The following is a 21087-nucleotide window of genomic DNA, read 5'->3' as shown; positions in this document are numbered from 1 at the left end:
AAAAAATGCCCCCTTGTTACAGCCTCGCTCCTGCTTGGCCTTGGGTATTTTTAACAGGTGATGTCTGTCGGCTTGCTGAACCCAAAGCCCTCAAGAGGCGCACGCGACGGTCGGTCGCTTCAGGCGTATCAACAGCAGCCCGCCGACGACCACGGCGATGCCGGCGTAGGTCGAGGCCTGGATCACATCGCCAAACATCAACGCCGCCCATACCAGGGTGACCGGTGGTTCGAGGTAGACCAGCGCCGCCACCTGGGTCGCGGTCATCACGCGCAGCAACATCCACAGGCTCAAATAGGCGACGAAGGTCGAGAACAAGGTGAGCCAGACAATTGAGATCAATACGTCAGGGTCGTGGGGAATACTCAGCGTGTCGGTGTAGAGCACCGCGCCGGTAAAGCCGATCAAGGTCAGCAGCGATTGGATGAACAACGGCAGCACCAAGCCTGCGTCCTGGCGCTGCTTAGTGCGGCGCTCATAGAGGGTCGCCAGCGTCAGCCCCAGCGCTGCGGCCAGTGGCAACAGGTACATAACCAGGCCGACACCCTTCCCGCCACTGCCGTACTGCCCGGCGATCACGATGGAAACGCCCACGAAGCTGATCATCAGCCCGCTCCACTGCCAGCCACCACTGCGTTCAGTCGCGCTGCCGGTCGATAGCGCTGCCGTCATCAAGGGCTGCAGCGCCGCGATGATCGCAGCTATGCCGGGAGACAAACCATTCTGGATCGCCACATAGAGGCAGCTCAGGTACAGGAACTGCGAGAGAAATCCGATGACGGCGTAATGGCGAACCTGCGCCCAAGTAACCTTCAGCAACCTGACATTCAGGAACAGCCCCAGGCACACCGAGACCAGCAGGAAGCGCCAGAACAGCAGATTAAAGGCGCCGCCGCCTTGCGTACCCAGTTTGGCGCCGATGTAGCCAGAGCTCCATGAGAGTACAAATGCCACCTGCAACAGCAGCCGCTTTAAGGTTGATCGCGTCATAAAGCCTGCCCGTCAGTTCACGTTGACCGAAAGGCTAAGGGCCGCGCATGCTTCTGTATATTTGAATAAGCCGCACCATCAATTCGAAATAGTGGAATCATGGCCAAACAACTGAATATCGACCTGCTGCGCACCTTCCACGCGGTGGCGCGTTTCGGGCGCTTCAACGAAGCGGCCGAGCATGTGCATCGCAGCGCCTCCACCGTGACGACACAGATACAGAAGCTGGAAGATCAGGTCGGCCAGCGCCTGTTCAGCCGCAGCAACCAAGGCGTGGAGTTGACGCTTTACGGCAAGAAACTGCTGGGTGAAACCACCGAGTTTCTCAAGAGCCATGACCGCCTGCTGATCTCGCTGATGCCACAGCGTATGGAGGGCAAGATCCGCCTGGGCGTTCCGGACACCTATGCGCCGGCGTTCATACAGGAGTTTCTGCCTCGACTGATCGCTGACAATCCGCTGCTGGAATTGGAAATCGAAGCGCGCACCAGTGGCGAATTGCTGAACCTGTTCATGGCCGACCAACTGGACCTGGCGATCACCGTCAGCGCCCAGCCGCTGGCACAGGGCGAACGCTTGGGGCCCGTGCAGCCGCTGTGGGTCGCGAGCGAGCGCTTCAATTGCCCACCCCATGCGCCGCTGCCCATCACCGTACCTATCGCGGGTTGCCCGTATCGCGCAGCCGCGTTGCGAGCATTACAGGATTACGGGCTTTACCACCGCTTGCTGCTGGAAAGCCCCAACTCATCCGCGGTTGAAGCCTGTGTTCGCAGTGGCGTTGCGGTGGGCCTGATGGAAGAGAGCCGCATGGGCGAAGGGCTTGTGCACATGACAGAACTGCCACCGCTGCCTGCACAACACCTGTACTTGTTGTGCGATTCCGGCAACGCGCTAGCCTTGCACCTGAATGAGCAAATCAGGCACTTCAGGGTTTGAAGACCAGCCACAAAAAAGCCCGCTGACCGTCACCGGTTCAGCGGGCTTTTCACATCGGCTGGGTACTTGGCTTACAGCGCCAGGTCAGAGGCCGGCTTGCTCGGCTCAGCCGCAGGCTTGGCCGCCTCGGTAGCCTTTGGCGCAGTCACTTGCGGGATCGCAGGTGGTGGCGTCAGTTGCAGGATACCGGCGGTGTAGGCCCATTCCTTGGCAACAGCTTCAGGGCTGTCGTTCAGCTTGGTGCCGTAGCTCGGTACGATCTGGTGCAGCTTGGACTGCCACTCAGGGGTCGCCACCTTGTCCTTGAACACTTTCTGCAGCACGGTCAGCATAATCGGAGCCGCAGTGGACGCGCCTGGCGATGCACCCAACAGGCCTGCAATCGTGTTGTCGGCGGAGCTGACCACTTCGGTACCGAGTTTCAGGACGCCGCCCTGCTCTTCGTCACGCTTGATGATCTGCACGCGCTGACCGGCTTGCCACAGGCGCCAGTCGGATTGCTTGGCGTTCGGGAAGTACTCTTGCAGCGCCTTGAAGCGGTCGTCATCCGACAGCATCAGTTGGCCGGCGAGGTACTCGACCAGTGGGTATTCACGAATACCGACTTTGGTCATTGGCCAGATGTTGTGGGTGGTGGTGCTGGTCAGCAGGTCCAGGTACGAGCCTTCTTTCAGGAACTTGGTCGAGAAGGTGGCGAATGGGCCAAACAGGATTACGCGCTTGCCATCCAGCACACGGGTGTCCAGGTGCGGAACCGACATCGGTGGCGCGCCAACCGAAGCTTTACCGTAGGCCTTGGCCAAGTGCTGCTCGGCGATGGTTGGGTTATCGGTCACCAGGAACGAGCCGCCAACCGGGAAGCCAGCGTATTCCTTGGCTTCAGGAATGCCCGACTTTTGCAGCAGGTGCAGTGCACCGCCGCCGGCACCGATGAACACGAACTTGGCGTCGGTTTCAGTCTTGGTGCCGTCTTTCAGGTTTTTGTAGCTCACGCGCCACGAACCGTCGGCGTTCTTGGTGATGTCCTGCACTTCGCTCGACAGTTTCAGGTCGAACTTAGGCGTGGTTTGCAGGTGAGCGACGAACTGGCGGGTGATCTCGCCGAAGTTCACGTCGGTGCCGATCGGGGTCCAGGTGGCCGCGATTTTCTGGTTCGGGTCACGCCCTTCCATCATCAGCGGAACCCACTTGGCGATCTGCGCCGGGTCTTCGGAGTACTGCATGCCGGCGAACAGCGGGCTCGCTTGCAGCGCTTCGTAGCGTTTTTTCAGGAACTTGATGTTGTCATCGCCCCACACGAAGCTCATGTGCGGCGTGGAGTTGATGAACGAACGCGGGTTCTTCAGCACGCCCTGCTGGACCTGCCAGGACCAGAACTGACGGGAGATCTGGAACGCTTCGTTGATCTCGACCGCTTTCGGGATCTCAACGTTGCCGTTCTTGTCTTCCGGGGTGTAGTTCAGCTCAGCCAGGGCCGAGTGACCGGTACCGGCGTTGTTCCAGCCGTTGGAGCTTTCTTCGGCCACGCCATCGAGGCGCTCGACCATTTCCATCGACCAGCCCGGCTCCAGCTCATTGAGCCATACACCCAGGGTCGCACTCATGATGCCGCCGCCGATCAGCAGCACATCGACTTTCTTTGCCTCTTCCGCTTGAACGGACGTGATCCCCAGCGACAAAGCCAGCCCCAGCAGGGCAGTGTTTACTTTTTTAAACATCAGTAGCACCTATGATAAAACGCCATCCGCCCTACCGCCCCTGATCATGGGCAACCCTCAATCACGCTGCGCCAGGCAACGCACCGCGGGGTTCGCACATTCACTCAAGGACCGCAGGGTGGGCACACAAGGCCGACGTATCGACCTCACTTTTATGTCCCTTCTGCGCTGACTTCTTATCATTATTGGCTTCAGCTACCTGGGCGACAGCCAACTGCCGGGACGTATACGGATGTACGTACCAGAGAGAGACTAGACCAAGATGGCGCGCAGAATATCACGCCCGGCGTCGGATATGGACTTGCCAGTCGCAAGGCCATCAGTTCGCCAGTTTTAAGATCTGTCTCATGGGCCTATAAATCGCAGCATTGCACTATGGATTGGCTCACCCAACGGGTAGCAGACAACCTTCCATCCTTTAAAAGAGGCATTGCAATGCTGAACAAACTGAGCCAACTCACCCTTGCCTGCGGCGCTTGCTGGCTGCTGGCTGGCACTGCACAGGCTGCGGACGGGCAGATCGAATTCACCGGTTCGGTCACCGACAACGCGTGCACCATCACCACCGGCGACGTGAATAAATCCGTGACCCTGGACGCGGTACGTATTGCCGACTTCGCACCCACCGTGGGTTCCACCGCCAAGCCCAAAGCGTTCTCCATCAGCCTGGACAACTGCAGCACCGCGACCCGCAAGAACGCCGCCATTACCTTCAGTGGTCAGCAGGACGCCACCGATTCGACCCTGCTCGGTCTGACCGGGGAAAATCAAGTGCGCGGCATCGCGATTCAGATCGCCGACTCGCGTACCGGCAAAAAGCTGCCACTGAACACGGCGACCGCCGATTACGACCTGCGTACGCAGTCCAACACCTTCGACTTCACCGCCGCCTACGTGCGTACCGTCGCCGACACGACTACCGGCGAAGGCGACGATGCCGTGACCACGTCCGGTATCGGCACCGGTCAGGTGCACGCGCTGGCCAGCTTCGACGTTACCTACAAGTAATTGCTCGTCAATACCGTGGGCCGCTCGCCGGCCCACGGACTTTCAAAGGTCTCTCATCATGCGTTTGAACCTGTGTTTTTTGCTCGCCCTGTTGCCGCTCTGGCACAGCGCGGCAGCCAATGCCGCCGTCACGGTCGGCGCCACGCGGCTGATCTACGACGGGGCTTCCAGTGAAGCCAACCTCACCGTCAGCAATCGCGAAGACACCTCGCCCTACCTGGTGCAATCCTGGGTCAGCCGCTTTGGCACGGGCAATGACGAAAGTGTCGACAGCTTTATCGTCACCCCGCCGCTGTTCCGACTCGATGCGAACAAGGAAAACATCCTGCGCGTCATCTTTACCGGGGGCGCCGATGTACCCCAGGACCGCGAAAGCCTGTTCCTGATGAACGTCAAGGCGATTCCGGCCATGAGCGACGACCAGAAAGGCAAGAACGTGCTGCAGATTGCTCTCAAGACCACCATCAAGCTGTTCTACCGTCCCGCAGGCGTCAAAGGCTCGCTCAAGGACGCAGTGGCACAGGTGGGCTGGACGTCAACCGCGGGGGCATTGCAATTTAATAACGCCTCCAAGCTGCACGTCGTGGTCAGCGAACTCACACTCAACGGCCTGCCGATCACCCAGGCGCCGGATGTGCTACGCCCTGGGGAACAGCGCGAACTACCGATCCAGGCCAAGGCGGGCGATGACGTGTCGCTCAGCTACATCGACGACTACGGCAGCATCGTGACCGCCCCCCTTATCCGCATTCATTGATACACGCGCACGCCCCCATCAGGAACGCCCATGCACCGTTCATTCCCATTCACGCGCCGTCGCGCCGTGAAGGCTTTCGGCTGTCCGCTCGTGGCTGCCGTTGCCTTGCACCTGGCCCCCGCACAAGCCGGCTACGAGTTCGATGCCTCGTTCCTCGAGATCGGCGGTGGGCAGAGTTCGGCGGCGGTGAAACAACAGGTCAGCGCCATGAGCGAAGGCCAGTTGCCGGGAATCTACCGGGTCGATGTGCTAGTCAACCAACACGCTGTCGACCAGCGCGACGTGCGCTTCGTGCGCGCCACCGGCACGGCGGATCGCTCGGCCACGGGGCTGTTCCCGTGCCTGGATGCGGATTTTTTGCGCGCCCAGGGCGTGGCCGAAACGGCCCTGCAAAACCGAAGCGATGCGGACCCGACCTGCGTGGCCTTCGACCAAGGCCTGGCCGGAGTGGTCTACGACTACGACTTCAACCGCCAGTTGCTGTCGATCGACATTCCCCAGGCGTACCTGGGCAGTATTGCGTTTGAGGTGCGCCGTCGGCAGTGGAGCACCGGTGAGAACGTGGCGTTCACCAACTACAGCTTCAGCGGCAGCACAACAGAGTCCGACAGCGGCCGTCGCCAGAACCAGTTCGGTAGCCTTCGCAGTGGCATCAATGCCGGGGCCTGGCGCCTGCGCAATTTCTCGACCTGGCAGAAAGGCACGGGCGACACCGGGCGCTGGGAGTCGATGGAAACCTATGCCCAACGGGACATGGGCAACATGATGGCGATTGCTACCCTGGGCGACGCTACCACTGAGGGCGACCTGTTCGACGCGATTCCCTATCGCGGCGTGGGCATCGCTTCGGACCTGGACATGCTGCCCGACCAGTCCCGTGAATTCGCACCGGTGGTGCGCGGCATCGCCAATGGCCGCTCGCGGGTGATCATCCGCCAGCGTGGCTACGTGATCCATGAGCAATGGGTGCCATCGGGGCCGTTTGCCTTGACGGATCTGTATCCCACCGCCAGCAATGGTGACATCGAGGTCACCGTGGAAGGCCCGGACGGCCAGCGCCAGGTCTACACCCAGTCGTTCTCGTCGGTGCCCTACATGCTGCGCGAGGGGCAGCAAAGCTATTCGTTGTTCGCCGGCCAGTACCGCCCGGCGCAGTCGGCCTTTGCACAAGAAACCCCGGCCTTCCTCCAGGCCTCCCTGCGCCGAGGTTTGAGTGGCAGTACCACGCTATTCGGCGCCAGCCTGCTCAGCGACCAATACAACGCCGGCCTGCTGGGTTTCGCCCACGACTTCGCCGGCTTCGGCGCGATTTCAGTGGATGTGACCCACGCCCGCAGCGACGCCATGGGCCATGAAAAAACCAGCGCCAGCGGCCAGTCGTTCCGCTTTCGCTATTCAAAATCCCTGGCGGCCACCGACACCAATTTCAGCCTGATCGGCTACCGCTATTCCACTGGCAGCTACTACTCGTTCAACGAAGCGCTCAACAGCCGCAATGCCGGGCAAACCCTGGACACCTACCGCCGCGGCCATATGAAAAGCAACTTCACCGCCAACGTGTCCCAGCAACTGGGCGGCTACGGCGGGGTGTACGCCAACGTGTCGAAAACCGCGTATTGGGACAGGGGCCATGCCGACACCTCGATCCAATTGGGTTATAGCGTGAGCGCCGGGAGTGTTTCCTACTCCCTCGGGTTGGGCCTGAACAAAGGTGCTGACAGCAACGATCGCAGCCTGTCCCTGAGTGTCAGCATGCCCCTGGGCAGCCCGCGCAACCAACGTGTCACCGCGAGCATGAACCAGAGCGCGCGCGGCGCGGCGTCACGCACCGCGACCCTCAGTGGTAACGCTTTTGACGATGACACCCTGGCTTACAGCGCGGGCGTGGCGCAGCAAGTCAACGGCGCCCAACGCCAGACGGGCGGCACGTTCGCCGCCCAGTACGACGCGCCGAGTGCGATTGTGCGCGGCGCTTACAACGAGTCCACCGGCAACCGCCAATTGGACCTGGGCGTAGAAGGCTCAGTGGTGGCGTACGGCAGCAACCTGATGTTCAGCCAGCCGCTGGGCGAAACCAACGTGATCGTGGCCACGCCAGGAGCCGCCGATGTGGCGATCACCAACAAGCGTGGGGTGCGCACCAACGCCAATGGCTACACGGTGGTGCCGTCCGCCCTGCCCTATCGTAAGAACCGCGTGTCCCTGGACACCCAGTCGATGTCCGCTGACATCGACATCGCCGAGCCGGTGCAGGAAGTCACGCCCAATCGCGGCGCCTTTGTGCTGGCGGACTTCGACACTCGGCGCGGCAAACGCATTCTGTTCCGCATCAGCGACACCCAGGGCGAAGCCGCGCCCTTTGCCGCCCGCGCCGAGCTCTTTGCGATAGACGGGCGTTCGCTGGGCAACACCCTGGTGGCGGACAAAGGTCGCCTGTTCCTGACCGGCGTGCCGCCAGAGGCGCGACTGATGATCAGCGTGGACGGGCAACCGTGGTGCAGCCGCGACTTGAAACTGAACGACGACGGGCCCGCCGAGGGCGGGATTACGCAGATCAACCTTCAATGTGAGCGCGCGGCCGGTGGGTCGGGCGCCAAGGATTCGTGACCATGATCGTGAATATACGCAACCGCGTGACACTGGCGCTGTGGGCCGGCGTGCTTTGCTGCCTGTCATTTCAGGCGCAGGCACTGATCGGCGGCAACGTCGAATGCGGAACGCCGGGCTACCCGACCTATGGCTACCGTTTCCAGCCGGGTGAAGCGATCAATGTCGAGTACAGCGCCACGTGCACGATTCGCCGTGCCTTTCCCTACGCGGCAGGCGTGAACACCAGCATTACCTACGGGACGGGCTACAACCATGCCGCACTGCAGTTTGTAGACCCCTCCAGCTGGACCGTTCTGCCGCAACTTGATATTGGTAAATTCAGTGGAATCTGCCTGGGTGGTACGTGCCAGCGATTGCCCCTCAACACAGTGGTGCGCTATCGCTACAACCTGGTGGGCACCGCGCCCAGAACCACCGGCACGCGCAACGTGCAAGTACGTATTGGCGTGACCTCACTTAACTACCTGGCATGGGCCGAATGGTTCCTGGATATGCCTTTTGTGTACACCGTCTACACACCGGCATGCACGCTGAGCTCGCCCAGTGCCGTCAACCTGCGCTTCGGCAACATCAGCAACGCCGACCTCAGCAGCCAGGTGCAATCCACCACGGTGTCGGTCAAGTGTGCGACCGCCGTGCAAGCCACGGCCACCCTGAGGCCGAGCCAGGCCGTGGTCAACGCCACAACCGGGGTATCACGCACCACGCTGGCCGGCTTGAACATGCAGGCGATCTGGACCGACTCCTACAACCCGGTGGACTTCAGCGGCGTGCGCAACCTGCAACTGAAGACTGGCAGCAACAACGTCAATCTCAGTTTCAAACCGCAACTGGTCGCCGGCCAGTCGCCCACCGGTGCATTCCAAAGCCAATACACCCTGACCATCGATTACCGCTGAGGCCCTCGTCATGAAAACTTCGCTGTTCGCCCTGGCGTTGTTCAGCGCCACCGCCCAGGCCGCCGACACGGTGAATATCACCGTCAGCGGCACCCTCACCCGCCCACCCTGTGCGCTGAACACCGGCACCACCCTCACGGCTGCGTTCGGCAATGTGCGCACCGACCAGGTGGCAACCACCGAAACCGTAGCGTTGCCGGTACGCATGACGTGCCCGGCGGGCTCATCGCTGAACGTCAGCTTCACCGCCAACAACGGCACCTACACCGCCACCGTGGCCAAGACCACCGCCGACAATCTCGGTGTGTCGTTACTCTGGGCGGACGACACTGCAGCGAACCTCACCGGCACCACCAAGACGTACAGCAACCTCAGCGGCACCGTGGACATCAGCCTCAAGGCAAAGCTGGTCGAGCGTGGCACGCTGGCGCCTGGCGCATTTACGTCGTCCATGGTCATGACCCTCAATTACCTATGAAGGCGCTCACCTGGATTCTGCTGATCGTGGCCGGCACCGCCCTCGCGCAACCGGCGGAGCAAGCGCAGATCGACGTCACCGGCAAGCTGATCACCCCACCCTGTACGGCGCGCTTTCCAAGCACGCAACAGGTGGAGCTGGGCAAGGTCAACCTCAACCAGTTAGCCGACGACAGCGCCGGCGCCACCGACGTGCCGCTGGTGTTCGATTGCCAAGCCAACAGCCACGTCAGCCTTACGCTCTCTGCCGGGCTGGGAAGCGTCGACAGCCACACCCTGCTCACCAGCCGCCCGGCGCTGGGGTTGCAGCTTGGTTTGCTGAATAAAGGCGCGAAGGCTGATTTCAGCCTGGGTAAAACCGGCACCTGGCCGATAATCGACGAACCCTTGGAACTGACCCTGCGGGTCAAGCCCGTGTCCCTGGGTGAACTGCCCGACGCGGGCAGCTACAGCGCGCTGTTGTTGATGCAGGTCACCTACCGCTGACTACTGGAACTGCCGGGCCTCGATGCAATAGGTCAGCAATGCCTGGTCGCTGTCGACTTCCAGCTTGCGCATGGCCGAGATTTTCTGCGCGCTGACGGTCTTGTTGCTACGGCTCAACTGCCGCGCGATGTCACTGACGCTCATGCCCGTCACGAATAAACGCAACACTTCCATTTCCCGCGGCGACAGGCTCTGGAAACGCTCCTGCACCTGGTACGCGCTGCCCAACACCGACGTTGCCGCAGGCGCAGGCGCCTGGTAATTGCGCTGGGCACTGATGGCGCCCAGGGCTTTTTCGATTTCGCCGTGCAGGTGGTTTTTCTGGATCACGCCTGCCACCCCCAGTTCCTGTAGACGGGTGAGGATCAGGCTGTTGGAGATCATGGTCAGCACCAGCACCTGGGTGTCGGCGAAGTGCCGCAGGATGTACTCGATCAGTTTCAAGCCATCGCCGTAGGTGTCGTCGCCCGGCATGTTGAAATCAGTGATCAGCACTTGCGGCCGGTGCGCGCGTAACAGTTCGATCAACTGGCTGGAACTGACGGCCTCGCCCACCAGGCGATAACGTGAATCACGTTGCACAATCTCGCGCACGCCCACCAGTACGATCGGGTGGTCGTCGGCAATGACGACATTCATTTCTCGCATTATTTATCTTCCTTGTAGTGAGCTTTCGACTCTGCCAGCAAGCAGTGCGCCACCGCCGTCAGCCGCGCACACAACGCCCTGATCTGCGTGGTCGCGTAGTGATCCAGGGGGCCTTCGTACAGCGTGTTTTCCCAGGTCTGACACGCATTGGAGAGCAACCCGGCACGTACACTGGCCAGCGCACCGTTGAGGCTATGCAGGCGCTGGCGCACCCGGTCGGCATCGCCGGCGGCCAGGCCCTGTTCGATGTGCTGCACATCCTCCAGCAAGGTATCGCCCATCAATTGGCGCATGGACGGGGACAACTCGATCCAGCCGTCGCGGTCACGCTCCGCCGGAGGCACCGCCAGGGCGCTGGCGCGGCGACAGTGCGCCATCAAGGCCTGACGCAGCGTGCTCATGCTCAGCGGCTTGACCACCCAGGCGTTCATGCCGACCGCCAGGCAACGCTCGCCTTCCTCGCGCAGGGCGTTGGCGGTCACGCCAATAATCGGCACCTGCACCCCCTGCTCACGCAGTGCGCGGGCCAGGTCATAGCCGTTGAGGCGCGGCATGTTGATATCGGTGATCACCAGGTCGAACGGCTGCGAGCCCCAGATTTGCAAGGCGTGCTCGCCGTCCCGCGCTACGGTGGCCTGGGCGCCGAGGGCTTCAAGCTGCTCTTGCAGCACGGCCTGGCTGACCGGGTTGTCTTCGGCCACCAGCACCCGCACGTTCAGGCAAGGCGCATCCAGGCACGGCGGCACCAGTTCGGGGCTGGCCACCAAGGGGGCACCGTCAACGATTGGCAAGGTGATGAACAGCGAAAAGCTGCTGCCCAACCCTGGCTCACTGACCACGCGCATGCTGCCGCCCATCAACTCACTCAAGCGCGAGCAGATCGACAGTCCCAGCCCTGCCCCGTTGCCATCCTGGCCGCCCGCCACTTGGTAGAACGGCTTGAACAATTGATCCAGGGCCTTTTCCGGAATGCCCACGCCGGTATCGGTGACTTGCCATTGCAGGGCGACTTCATTGGCGAGCAGTGCCTGCACGGTCAGCCGCAAACGCACGCGCCCCGACTCGGTGAACTTGATCGCATTGCCCAGCAGGTTATGCAGGATCTGGCGGATACGCCCCGCATCGCCCAGCAGTTGGTGGGGCACTTGCGGGTCGATTTCCGCATCGATCTGCAAACCCTTGTTGCGTGCCGTGGCGGTAAAGCCCAGCACGGCCTCCTCCACCAGTTGCCGCGGATTGAACGGCGCCGCTTCCACGGCCATTTGCCCGGACTCGATCTTCGACACGTCGAGTATGTTGCTGATCAGTTGAAACAGCACGGTGGACGAGCCTTGGATAATTTCCAGGTACTGGCGCTGGCGCTCGCTCATGGCGGTCAGGGCCATCAGTTCCAGGTTGCCCAGCACGCCGTACAGGGGCGTGCGGATCTCATGGCTCATGGTGGCCAGGAACACGGTCTTGGCTTCATTGGCGGCCGTGGCTTCCTGGCGGGCCTGGTTCAACTGCAAGGTTTCGTCCACATGGCGGGTGATGTCGTTGCAGCCGCACAGAAACACGTCTTCGCCTTCGTAGCGCGCGGCCACCACCACAATTTGCAGGTAGCGGCCCTGCACGGCCAGGCACATCTCGCCGGGGGTTTCCGGGCCGTCGTTGGCCTTGAGCACGGCCACCAGCGGTGCGGTGCCCCCCAGGAGCAAGGCACGCTGGTTTTCCAGCAACAACTGGCAGTCGCTGCGCCGCACCACACACAGGCCCGCCGGGGCGTTGTGCAGCATGATGCGGTTGAACGCCTCGCTATCGAACAGACGCTCCTGGGCACGTTGGGCCGGGCTGACAATGCGGGTCTTGTACCAATGGTTGATCCACCAGCCCAGCAGCACGGCCGCCAGAAACGTCAGGCCCAGGCCCAACAGCGGCCACTTGGCGTAGCGCAGGAAATCCTGATAGCTGATGGCGTACAGGCCAGTCCAGTGCTCGCCGCCCTCGCTGAGCATCTTGAAGCGCAACCCCTGGCTGTTGAAGCTCAGGCCCAGGGGCGCCATGTGTTCATCACCCAGGCTGCCGAGCAAGACATCGCCTTGGGGTGAGATCAGGGTGAACTGGTTGTAGACCGAGCGCTGGAGCACCCGCTCGAACTCATCGACCTGGGAGGTATCCACCACGGCCGCCAAAGTCAGCAGGCCCTGGGGTTGATTGGCCGGGAGCACGGCGGCGGGCGCATCGAGGCCGATCATCGCGACCACGCTGCGGCTGCGTGGATACAGCTGCAAGGGCGCACGCATCCAGCGTACGCGGCTGTCGGTGAGCAACAGGCTTTGGCTTTGTTGTAACTGGTGCAGGCGGCTCACCACCTCGCGGTAGTGTTCGCGCAACAACGGCTGATGCTGGCGCAGGCCGCCAATGCCCGGTACGGCCAGGCTGGCGACGTCATTGGGCGTAAACACGAACACCTGCGGCGAGGCATAAAAGGAACTGGCCCAGTAGCCGCCGTAGTAGTCGGTCAATTGCACGCCAAACGCCAGCGCGCGGCGCGTGTCATCCGCCGAGAACCCCACCGCGTGGGACAAGGTAAATGGCAACGACAAGGCAAAGCCCTTGGCTTGCACCACCACGTGCCCGGCGTCGCGCTGCAGCTCCACCACCTGGGTGGATTGCACCGACGGCAGCGGCGGCGCATTGCTGCGGCTGTAGCCAACCGCGACGTTGCGCAGGAACGCCTCGTGCTCGTGAATGATCTCCACCACGCGGGCGAAGTGAAACTCGACCTTTTCCTGCTCGGCATCGAGCAACCGCGAGACCGCCCAGTAGCAACTGCTGGACAGCAACAGGACGAGCCCGGTGAGCAGCAACAGGGCGGTGTTCAAGCGCTGGGAACTCTGTGCCAGCTTATCCAGGCGCAGGCTTGCATGTTTCATCGTCAGTACCGCAGAAGCCTGAATCAGGACGTGGAGCCTATGCATGATCCCGGCATTGGCCAATAACGCCCGGCTGACCGGGCGACCCTTCCTTCGGGCTTCTTGAGTGTGTGACCCTGGCCGCTCAGATAAGTGCTGGCGCAGGGCCATCTTCTATCAGCAACGCACTGAATTTATCCGCGGCAACCCCTTGAGAAATCAGGAAGCCTTGCACCTGGTCGCAGCGAATTCGCCGCAATACCGCCAGTTCCGCCTGGGTTTCGGCGCCTTCGGCAATGGTGGTCAGCCCCAGCTTGCGGCCCAGTTCGACGATGCTTTGCAAGGCGGAGGCCAGGCTTTCATTTTCTGCACAGCCATGCACCAGCGAGCGGTCGATCTTCACTTCATTGAACGGCGTGGAGACCAGGTTGAAGTAGGAACTGAAACCCTTGCCAAAATCGTCCTGCGCCAAGCCGAAACCCATCATGCGCAAGCGGCATGCTCCAGCGTAGTAGTTACTGGACAACTGTGTGGTGGAGCTTTCCATCAATTCGAAGGTGATTTGCCGGGGCTCGGCATCCCGGTGCTGAACCTGGGCCAGCAGACGGTCGACCAGGTCGCACTGGTCGAGCAGATGGGTAGGCAGGTTGATCGATACCGGCAGCCGGTAGCCGAGTTGCGCCCACTGGGCCTGGGCCGTCAGGGTCTGGGCGAGGATGCAGGTCAGCAGTTGGGTTTCCAGGCCCAGGCGTTCGATTTCGCCCAGGAACTCACCCGGCATCAACAGCCCCTCCACCGGGTGGACCCAACGCGCCAGGGCTTCGGCGCCGACGATGCGCCCGTCCTGCAACGACTTTTTTGGCTGGAACCAGGCCTGGATCTCTCCGTTGGCCAAGGCGCGCACCAGGTTCTCCCGTGGCAGGTTGACGCCGCGATGACAGCACGGCGCGCGCGCCTGTTCGGCGAGTTTGTCGAGGCAATCGCGCAGGGTGCGCACCTGGGGCTCGCGCACCGGTTTGGAGATCAACCCGGCGACGGTCAGGCCCAGGTTCCCCGCGACCTGGCCGGCACCAACGAGCATGCGTCGCGAGGCCACGCTCATCAGCGCCAGGGCCGGTGGGGCTTTAAGGTGCGCCAGTTGCTGGATCAATTGCACGCCGTCCATCCCCGGCATCATCAAGTCGCTGAGCAGCAGGTCGTAGCGCTGGCGGGCCAGGCGCTGCAACGCGCTCGCGCCGTCCCACACCACGTCGACGTCAAAGCCGCCGATGGCCTGGAACACGTTGATCAGGTACTCATGTTGAAAGGGATGGTCCTCCACGATGAGCACGCGATAGGCACTCAAACCACGCTCCTCTGGTAAGGCTGCAGGCACTGGTAGAGCGCGCGCAGGGTGAAGGGCTTGACCAGGCAGTGGTCCATGCCCGCATTGAGACAGCGCTCGGCTTCATCGAGCATGGCATTGGCGGTAGCGCCGATGATCGGCAGCGAGCATCCCAGGCGGCGCAGTTGCTCGGTGAGTTCGTAGCCATTCATGCGCGGCATGTTGACGTCGGTGAGGATCATGTCGAACGCGGTTTCGCCCCACAGCGAGAGGGCTTCAATGCCGTCGCCGGCGAGCACCACCGTGCAGCCGAGTTCTTCGAGTTGATCACGCAGGATCAACTGGTTGATCAGGTTGTCTTCGGCCACCAGCAGGCGCAGGTTGAGGTTGATCTCGGCCGGTGCCTCGCAGGGGATGGGCGAACGGTTTTCCTCGATGCCCTGCGCCCGGCTGACCGCGCGATTGAGGGCCTGCAGGTTGTTCAAGCCGATCTGCCAGCAGGCCACGAGCCCTGGGTAGACGCCATGCTCATCGGTGCCCACTATCACCCGCGGGCCACCCCAATGCAGCCGTTGGCCCGAATCGACCGGGCCGGGATAGAGCTCAACCAGCACCGCGCCGGGATCGGCCTCGGCCGAGTGTGGTACACCCAATTGCGCCCGTGCGCCCCAGCGTCGCAACCAGCCGCCCATGCTCTCGGCCAACTCGCGCACCGGCGACACCACGTAGACCCGCTCGCCCAGCAACGGCAACGCCCACGGCTCATCGGCGTACTCGTCAACCTGTTCCAACGGCAGGGTGAAGGTAAAACTGCTGCCCAGCCCTGGCTCGCTGACCACGCGCAGCGTGCCGTTCATCAAGTGCACCAGGCGCTTGCAGATCGACAGCCCAAGGCCGGTGCCCGCGACCACATTGGCATTGCCACTGGCCTGGAAAAAAGGCTCGAACAGGTACTGCTGGTCGTGCGCGGCAATCCCCTTGCCGGTGTCGACCACTTGCCACTGCAACAGGGCGCGCTCGCCTTCGCGGCTTTCCAGGCGCAAGCGCAATACGATGCGCCCGCTCTCGGTGAACTTCAGCGCGTTGTTGAGCAGGTTATTGAGAATCTGGCGGATACGCGTGACGTCGCCTCGCACATGGTCCGGCAGTTGCGGGTCGAGGCAGGCAAACAACTGCAAGCCCTTGCTCTGGGCCGCTCCCGCATACCCTTGAATCACCTCTTGCACCAACTCCAGCGGGGAAAACACGCTGAGTTCGAGGGACAGTTGCCCCGCCTCGATTTTCGACACATCCAACACATCGCAGATCAATTGCAGCAGATTCGCCGACGAGCCCTCGATGGCATTCAGGTAGCCACGCTGCTGGCTGTTTAGGTCGGTGCGGGCGAGCAATTCCAGGGTGCCCAATACACCGTACAAGGGCGTGCGGATTTCATGGCTCATGGTGGCCAGGAACAAGGTCTTGGCCTCATTGGCCGCATCCGCCAGGGTGCGTGCCTGCTGCAAGGCCAGCTCCACCTGCTTGCGCTCGCTGATATCGCTGAACGCGCAAATCAACACTTCTTCACGCTGGTAGCGGGTGGGTGCGAAACTCAGGAACAAGTGGCGGCCGTCGGCCATTTGCAGTTCTTCGGTGTTGCTTTGTTCGGCGGCGTGAAAGGCCCGGCGAATCCAGTCGTGACACAGTTGCTCGCGTTCCCGAGCATTGCCCAGCCATTGGCGCGACAGGGGGTTTTCCAGCACCACCTCGCCGTCACTGCGGCGCAGTACGCACAGGGCAACAGGCGCGATACGAATCACTGCGCTGCTGAATGCCTCGCTTTCCACCAGGGCTTCAATGCGATTGGCCGCCGGGATGATCAATCGCTGATCGATACGTCGTACCAGGCGCACCATCAACACGCTCACCAGCACGCACAGCAGCAGGCACACCAGCATCGGCACGGCCAGGCTGGGCAACAACGAACCCAGCTCGAGGCTGTAGACGATCTGCCATTGGGAAAAACCCAAGTGTTTGCGGATGGCCAGGCGGTCCGGCAACCAGCGACTGCCCTCCCAGCCGAAACAGGCCGTGGCGTGATACTGGTGCAGCGCCGTCGCCGCCGATGGTCGCTGGGGCGTACTGCTGAAAATCAGTTGGCCCGTGCCGTCGAGCAACATGAAGTCCCCGGCTTTTTCATGCTGCAGGGCGTTGATCAGGTCGGGGGCGTCCACTTCCAGGCCGAGCCAACCCGAGGCAGGGCTGCGCTCGTCCAGACGCGTAAAGATATACAGCGGCGAATCCTGCCGGCTTTGCTCGGTGAGCCACAGCTCATCGCTGAGCGACTCGTTGCCGGTATCCACCGCCATCAGCCGCTGCAACACCGTCTGTGGCACAGCCTGCGGTGCAGGGCCGACGGCATACAAGCGTTCCACCCCAGGCTCGGCACGCTGGGCCACATAAATCAGATTGACCTGGTTGGCCTCCAGATAGTCGAGCATGCGCCGGGTCAGCCACAGGCTCCAGATATTGCCCGCCTCGCCCAGCGTAATATGCACCTCTTCGGCGGGCACGTTATTGAGGTTGCCCACGGGCGCCGTCACATGCCGCACCGTCGACAGGCCCAGGCTTTTCAGCAGCGTCTGGCGGCTGACAAAGAAACTCTGGGCATCGGAAACCGCCTCATTCATATAGCTGCGCCGCAACGAAATCTCCTCGCTGAGCGCGGCGCGCAAATAGCTGTAGGCGCCCGCGTACACACCCAGCACCAACGCCAGGGCGAACAGGCGCAACAGCTTGCGGGCCGCTTTGGGCGTGGAGAAGGACGAGTCGAGAGGTTGCAGGAAATGTTTGAGTTTCATCATCGCAAGCGTACGGCGCGCATGCGAGCCGGAGAATAAGACGGATCTCAAAGCGCCGTTGAACTCTGCCGTAAATCGCTGTTCTAGACAGGTTCGCCGCTGCGTGCGTAGCATCGGCGGCTCTCCTTCGTGTTATCCATCTCAACAGAGCGATCCATGTCTATCCACCAAACTCCCGGGCACGTGCTGCCCGCGCGCAGTGCCGCCAAAATGGAAGCGGCCATGGCCGTGGGTGCTTTCGCTATCGGCACTGGCGAATTCGCCATCATGGGCTTGATGCCCGACATTGCCCAAAACCTCGGCTTAAGCGAACCCCAGGTCGGCCACGCTATCAGCGCCTACGCCCTGGGCGTGATGGTCGGCGCGCCACTGCTGGCGATCCTCGGCGCCAAGCTGCTGCGCAAACACATGCTGTTGTTACTGATGGGGCTGTATGCCCTGGGTAACCTGGCCACTGCGTTCACGCCGACCTTCGGCTCGCTGGTGGCGTTCCGCTTTATCAGCGGCCTGCCCCACGGTGCCTACTTCGGTATTGCTGCGGTGGTCGCCTCCAGCATGGTGCCCAACGATAAACGCGCCGGCGCCGTAGCACGGGTGATGATGGGACTGACGTTAGCCATGCTACTCGGCAACCCTATCGCCACTTTCCTGGGCCAGCACCTGGGCTGGCGCTCGGCGTTCGCGTTGGTGAGCTTGATTGCCCTGTGCACCATCGCCTTGGTCTGGCAGTTCGTGCCCCACCGCCAAGACGAACAGCGCAGCGACCCGCGCAAGGAACTGCAGGCTTTTACCAAGCCGCAGGTGTGGATGGCCCTGGCCATTGGTGCCATCGGCTTTGCGGGCATGTTCTGCGTATTCAGCTACCTGGCGCCGACCATGCTCGAAGTGACCAAAGTGTCGCCCCAGTGGATTCCGTTTGGCCTGGCCGCGTTTGGCGTCGGTGGGATTATCGGCAATATCGCCGGGGGCAAGCTGTTTGACCGTATGCAATTCCGCGCAGTCGGCTTGATCCTGGTGTGGTCGATGGCGGTGCTGGTGTTCTTCCCGTTTGCCGCAGGGTCGCTGTGGAGCGTGCTACTTGGCATCGGGCTGGTCGGCACCATGGTGTCGTTGGCAGCGCCGTTGCAGATCCGCTTGATGGATATCGCCCACGAAGCCCCTAGCCTGGCGGCGGCTTCCAACCATGCCGCGTTCAACTTGGCGAACGCGCTGGGCCCGTGGTTTGGCGGGATGGCGATCACGGCTGGGTTGGGATGGACGAGTACCGGATACATCGGTGCGGTGACGGCGTTGGTGGGGCTCGGCATTTATCTCATCGCACGGAGAATGCACGGCGGGCATTGAGCGGCGGTATCTGAATGAATGCATCGCAGGAATGATCCTACGGCAGGTGGAGTGGGTCGGCGCAACTCTATAAGAGAGGCCCGCCGAACCCACCAGGCAAAAACTATTTGCATCTAATACAAAGCGTACTTTTACATGGGCGCATTGTGTTTTTTCTCTACAATTTGAGAATGCAAATAAAGGAATTTTTTGTGAGCAGTCCAACGAATTCAAACGTCCGTTCCAATGATGATGATGAAATCGATCTGATACCACTTGTTCAAGCTCTGTGGCATAGCAAGATTACAGTTATTGTAACCACCGCAGTGGGCACTGTTGCTTCTCTGGCCCTTTCTGCAACTTCGCCTGAACAGTGGACTGCCAGCACTTACATCACCAAACCGTCGCTCTACAGCTTATATAAAGAAATCAATGAAAAGGATGCGCCAGCCAAAGCCAGTCCACTGTCATTGGAAACCAAGCTGTACAGCACCATACAGAATGATATTTTCTACTCTGCCATGGGTGTGATGGCAGCCAAATCCGTTACCTTGAAAGACGCTCCACCTAAATCGGGTGGGAATTAGCCAGTCCTGTATGTTGCATCAACCACCGCAACGACGGCAGCGGCGGCGTCTGCCCAGCTGAAATCCGCCATGGATATTGCCAACACCGAAGCGATAGCGCTTAACCTGCCAGCATTGGCCGCAGGCAATACGCTAAAAGCATTCAACACGCTTGATGATGGAAATACCTCCACGAATAAAAGCACCAAAAAGTTTGCCTTTATGGGTGCCTTTTTAGGACTGGTTTTAGGCAGTGTCTTCGTACTCGACAGGTTCTTCATTCGACAATACAAACAGTCACACTGAGCATGAACAACGCTACGGAAACTCATAGATAAGAAAATAAACAACGCAGACCAGCAGGGAAGCAATAAAAACAATAAACAATTTCGCGAAAAAGGTTGTTTTCATCAAGAGTACTTACGAAAGTAACATAATAGCCCTAAGCCATTAGGGCACCATGCCTGATATCTTTCACGGTAATTTTTTGCTGAAAATGACCCACACGCCATTCGCCCACAATCGAAATGGCTCAGGACGCTCAAGCCGAATCAAGAAAAAAAAGGCGATTGACGCCCTTATTTAATTTCCGTTCAGGAAAGGTTCAGGTTGGATCCAATGCCGCCAACCTGTAACATATTTGTCATATTTATGAATGACAAGGATGTGTTTTGAGCTTTCCCGACAGCTGCGTGCTAAAGAGCTTCCCATCGACACTCACCCATCGCAACGCTACGGTCTTCACTACGCAAGGCGCTGACGACAGCACCCAGCAAGCGATTCAGAACCTGATCGACACGCGCTACCAACTGACAGACCGCGTCAGCGCCCCGCTGAAAGGGATGGAGAACGACCTGTTCGCCAAATCCCAACCACTCGATAGCCTCCGGCCCAAACTGCGCGTCACGTTCGGCCGCTCCAAGCGCGACGGCACGTTCGACTGGCCGGTCGAAGAAGTTCTCAACACCTACACCGCACACAAACGCGGCGCTCCTGTCGCCAGCCTGTATGGTTTCGGCTACAGAAAGTCGGTGTTTGGCCTGATCCAGGAATTCTTCATCTTCACCGAGCTGCTCGACGGCTACCTCAACGGACTGGAATGGCTCAAGCAAAAGCGCGACATCCGCAGCCTGATCACCGTGTCATTCAAATTACTGCATGCCCTGCACGGCAAGGGTGTCGTGCACATGGATTTCTGGGCCAACAATGTGATGGTCAACCTGGCGCACCCCGAGCACACCAAAGCCATCGACCTGGAAAACTGCTTCCTCAGCCCGACCGAACACTTGAGCGAGGTGCTGGCCTTTCAGTTTGGTTTTTTCTATCGGCGGGAGATTTTCCGGTTCGTGATCGAGCAGGATTACGATCAGATGGTCATGGACGCATTGGGCAACTATGAAGGGATTGATCGCAGTCGTTTTGATGAACTCTATGCGCTGAGCAAACACGAAAACATCAGCCGCCGCGCTCGACGCGAGATCTTCCATAGAGGCACGGTCACTGCCCGCTAACCCCCCACTGGCGAGATCCATCATGGCGTGAGCTTGGGCATCTACCTGTGCTTGCCCAGGCCAAAGCCTAAACCCCCCTCCCCTTTGTGGTGAGCGGGCT

17 protein-coding genes are annotated in these 21087 nt (G+C 60.9%); 11 read left to right on the top strand and 6 right to left on the bottom strand.

All coding sequences use genetic code 11. The features are described from left to right. Positions 1-90 precede the first annotated feature (90 nt). Positions 91-990: a DMT family transporter gene (locus KUA23_RS08390; RefSeq protein ID WP_078047467.1), complete on the bottom strand. Its 900-nt coding sequence runs from the start codon at positions 988-990 to the stop codon at positions 91-93. A 99-nt stretch (positions 991-1089) separates the two neighbouring features. Between KUA23_RS08390 and KUA23_RS08385 the strand changes: the two genes are divergently transcribed. Continuing rightward, positions 1090-1926 (top strand): LysR family transcriptional regulator, encoded by an 837-nt coding sequence (locus KUA23_RS08385; RefSeq protein ID WP_078047466.1) that lies wholly within the window; start codon positions 1090-1092, stop codon positions 1924-1926. Between the two features lie 71 nt (positions 1927-1997). Here KUA23_RS08385 and mqo read toward each other — a convergent pair whose 3' ends face one another. After that, a complete protein-coding gene (mqo, locus tag KUA23_RS08380; protein WP_078047465.1) occupies positions 1998-3644 on the bottom strand; it encodes a malate dehydrogenase (quinone) in 1647 nt (548 codons plus the stop codon). Positions 3645-4079: 435 nt separating this feature from the next. On the opposite strand from mqo, the gene KUA23_RS08375 reads away from it, so the two are divergent. Genes KUA23_RS08375 through KUA23_RS08350 form a run of 6 tightly spaced genes read left to right on the top strand, consistent with a single transcriptional unit; the run spans position 4080 to position 9881 of the window. Continuing rightward, entirely contained in the window at positions 4080-4652 is a 573-nt protein-coding gene (locus KUA23_RS08375) for a fimbrial protein (RefSeq protein WP_078047464.1), read from the top strand. Positions 4653-4710: 58 nt separating this feature from the next. Next, on the top strand, positions 4711-5409 hold the full coding sequence (locus tag KUA23_RS08370) for a fimbrial biogenesis chaperone (RefSeq protein ID WP_078047463.1): 699 nt from the start codon (positions 4711-4713) through the stop codon (positions 5407-5409). 30 nt (positions 5410-5439) lie between these two features. Beyond that, entirely contained in the window at positions 5440-8016 is a 2577-nt protein-coding gene (locus KUA23_RS08365; RefSeq protein ID WP_252993745.1) for a fimbria/pilus outer membrane usher protein, read from the top strand. A 2-nt stretch (positions 8017-8018) separates the two neighbouring features. Beyond that, positions 8019-8918, top strand: a complete 900-nt coding sequence (locus tag KUA23_RS08360) for a fimbrial protein (RefSeq protein WP_078047461.1) — start codon at positions 8019-8021, stop codon at positions 8916-8918. 10 nt (positions 8919-8928) lie between these two features. Further along, positions 8929-9396 carry a fimbrial protein gene (locus KUA23_RS08355; RefSeq protein WP_078047460.1) on the top strand — a complete coding sequence of 156 codons (468 nt, stop codon included), beginning with the start codon at positions 8929-8931 and terminating at the stop codon, positions 9394-9396. After that, complete coding sequence (locus tag KUA23_RS08350; RefSeq protein ID WP_252993744.1) at positions 9393-9881, top strand: fimbrial protein; 489 nt, start codon at positions 9393-9395, stop codon at positions 9879-9881. The genes KUA23_RS08355 and KUA23_RS08350 overlap by 4 nt, the downstream gene beginning before the upstream one ends. Here KUA23_RS08350 and KUA23_RS08345 read toward each other — a convergent pair whose 3' ends face one another. From KUA23_RS08345 to KUA23_RS08330, 4 genes are all read right to left on the bottom strand, one after another. Continuing rightward, positions 9882-10529 carry a response regulator gene (locus KUA23_RS08345; RefSeq protein ID WP_078047458.1) on the bottom strand — a complete coding sequence of 216 codons (648 nt, stop codon included), beginning with the start codon at positions 10527-10529 and terminating at the stop codon, positions 9882-9884. Beyond that, positions 10529-13444, bottom strand: a complete 2916-nt coding sequence (locus KUA23_RS08340; protein WP_252993742.1) for an ATP-binding protein — start codon at positions 13442-13444, stop codon at positions 10529-10531. Before KUA23_RS08340 ends, KUA23_RS08345 begins: the two co-directional genes overlap by 1 nt. A gap of 124 nt (positions 13445-13568) precedes the next feature. Then, positions 13569-14768 (bottom strand): response regulator cyclic di-GMP phosphodiesterase PvrR, encoded by a 1200-nt coding sequence (gene pvrR, locus KUA23_RS08335; protein ID WP_214496411.1) that lies wholly within the window; start codon positions 14766-14768, stop codon positions 13569-13571. Continuing rightward, the gene (locus KUA23_RS08330) at positions 14765-17587 is read right to left on the bottom strand and encodes an ATP-binding protein (protein WP_252993741.1); all 2823 of its coding nucleotides are present in this window, start codon (positions 17585-17587) and stop codon (positions 14765-14767) included. Before KUA23_RS08330 ends, pvrR begins: the two co-directional genes overlap by 4 nt. A 156-nt stretch (positions 17588-17743) precedes the next feature. Between KUA23_RS08330 and KUA23_RS08325 the strand changes: the two genes are divergently transcribed. From KUA23_RS08325 to KUA23_RS08310, 4 genes are all read left to right on the top strand, one after another. Then, positions 17744-18931 (top strand): MFS transporter, encoded by a 1188-nt coding sequence (locus KUA23_RS08325; protein ID WP_252993740.1) that lies wholly within the window; start codon positions 17744-17746, stop codon positions 18929-18931. A 191-nt stretch (positions 18932-19122) separates the two neighbouring features. Further along, positions 19123-19497 carry a Wzz/FepE/Etk N-terminal domain-containing protein gene (locus KUA23_RS08320; protein ID WP_252993739.1) on the top strand — a complete coding sequence of 125 codons (375 nt, stop codon included), beginning with the start codon at positions 19123-19125 and terminating at the stop codon, positions 19495-19497. A gap of 69 nt (positions 19498-19566) precedes the next feature. Further along, complete coding sequence (locus KUA23_RS08315; RefSeq protein WP_252993738.1) at positions 19567-19782, top strand: hypothetical protein; 216 nt, start codon at positions 19567-19569, stop codon at positions 19780-19782. Positions 19783-20147: 365 nt separating this feature from the next. Then, on the top strand, positions 20148-20987 hold the full coding sequence (locus KUA23_RS08310) for a protein kinase family protein (RefSeq protein ID WP_252993737.1): 840 nt from the start codon (positions 20148-20150) through the stop codon (positions 20985-20987). Positions 20988-21087: the final 100 nt, after the last annotated feature.

The organism is Pseudomonas pergaminensis, assembly GCF_024112395.2.
Classification (GTDB): Bacteria; Pseudomonadota; Gammaproteobacteria; order Pseudomonadales; family Pseudomonadaceae; genus Aquipseudomonas; species Aquipseudomonas pergaminensis.
The sequence above is the reverse complement of the archived record's forward strand: the minus strand, read 5'-3'. Positions and strand labels throughout refer to the sequence as shown.

Coding starts and splice junctions, on each gene's coding strand:
- KUA23_RS08370 (WP_078047463.1), top strand. CDS start 4,711: ATGCGTTTGAACCTGTGTTTTTTGCTCGCCCTGTTGCCGCTCTGGCAC.
- KUA23_RS08325 (WP_252993740.1), top strand. CDS start 17,744: ATGTCTATCCACCAAACTCCCGGGCACGTGCTGCCCGCGCGCAGTGCC.
- KUA23_RS08330 (WP_252993741.1), bottom strand. CDS start 17,587: ATGAAACTCAAACATTTCCTGCAACCTCTCGACTCGTCCTTCTCCACG.
- KUA23_RS08360 (WP_078047461.1), top strand. CDS start 8,019: ATGATCGTGAATATACGCAACCGCGTGACACTGGCGCTGTGGGCCGGC.
- KUA23_RS08340 (WP_252993742.1), bottom strand. CDS start 13,444: ATGAAACATGCAAGCCTGCGCCTGGATAAGCTGGCACAGAGTTCCCAG.
- KUA23_RS08315 (WP_252993738.1), top strand. CDS start 19,567: ATGGATATTGCCAACACCGAAGCGATAGCGCTTAACCTGCCAGCATTG.
- KUA23_RS08375 (WP_078047464.1), top strand. CDS start 4,080: ATGCTGAACAAACTGAGCCAACTCACCCTTGCCTGCGGCGCTTGCTGG.
- KUA23_RS08385 (WP_078047466.1), top strand. CDS start 1,090: ATGGCCAAACAACTGAATATCGACCTGCTGCGCACCTTCCACGCGGTG.
- KUA23_RS08355 (WP_078047460.1), top strand. CDS start 8,929: ATGAAAACTTCGCTGTTCGCCCTGGCGTTGTTCAGCGCCACCGCCCAG.
- KUA23_RS08350 (WP_252993744.1), top strand. CDS start 9,393: ATGAAGGCGCTCACCTGGATTCTGCTGATCGTGGCCGGCACCGCCCTC.
- KUA23_RS08345 (WP_078047458.1), bottom strand. CDS start 10,529: ATGCGAGAAATGAATGTCGTCATTGCCGACGACCACCCGATCGTACTG.
- mqo (WP_078047465.1), bottom strand. CDS start 3,644: ATGTTTAAAAAAGTAAACACTGCCCTGCTGGGGCTGGCTTTGTCGCTG.
- KUA23_RS08365 (WP_252993745.1), top strand. CDS start 5,440: ATGCACCGTTCATTCCCATTCACGCGCCGTCGCGCCGTGAAGGCTTTC.
- KUA23_RS08390 (WP_078047467.1), bottom strand. CDS start 990: ATGACGCGATCAACCTTAAAGCGGCTGCTGTTGCAGGTGGCATTTGTA.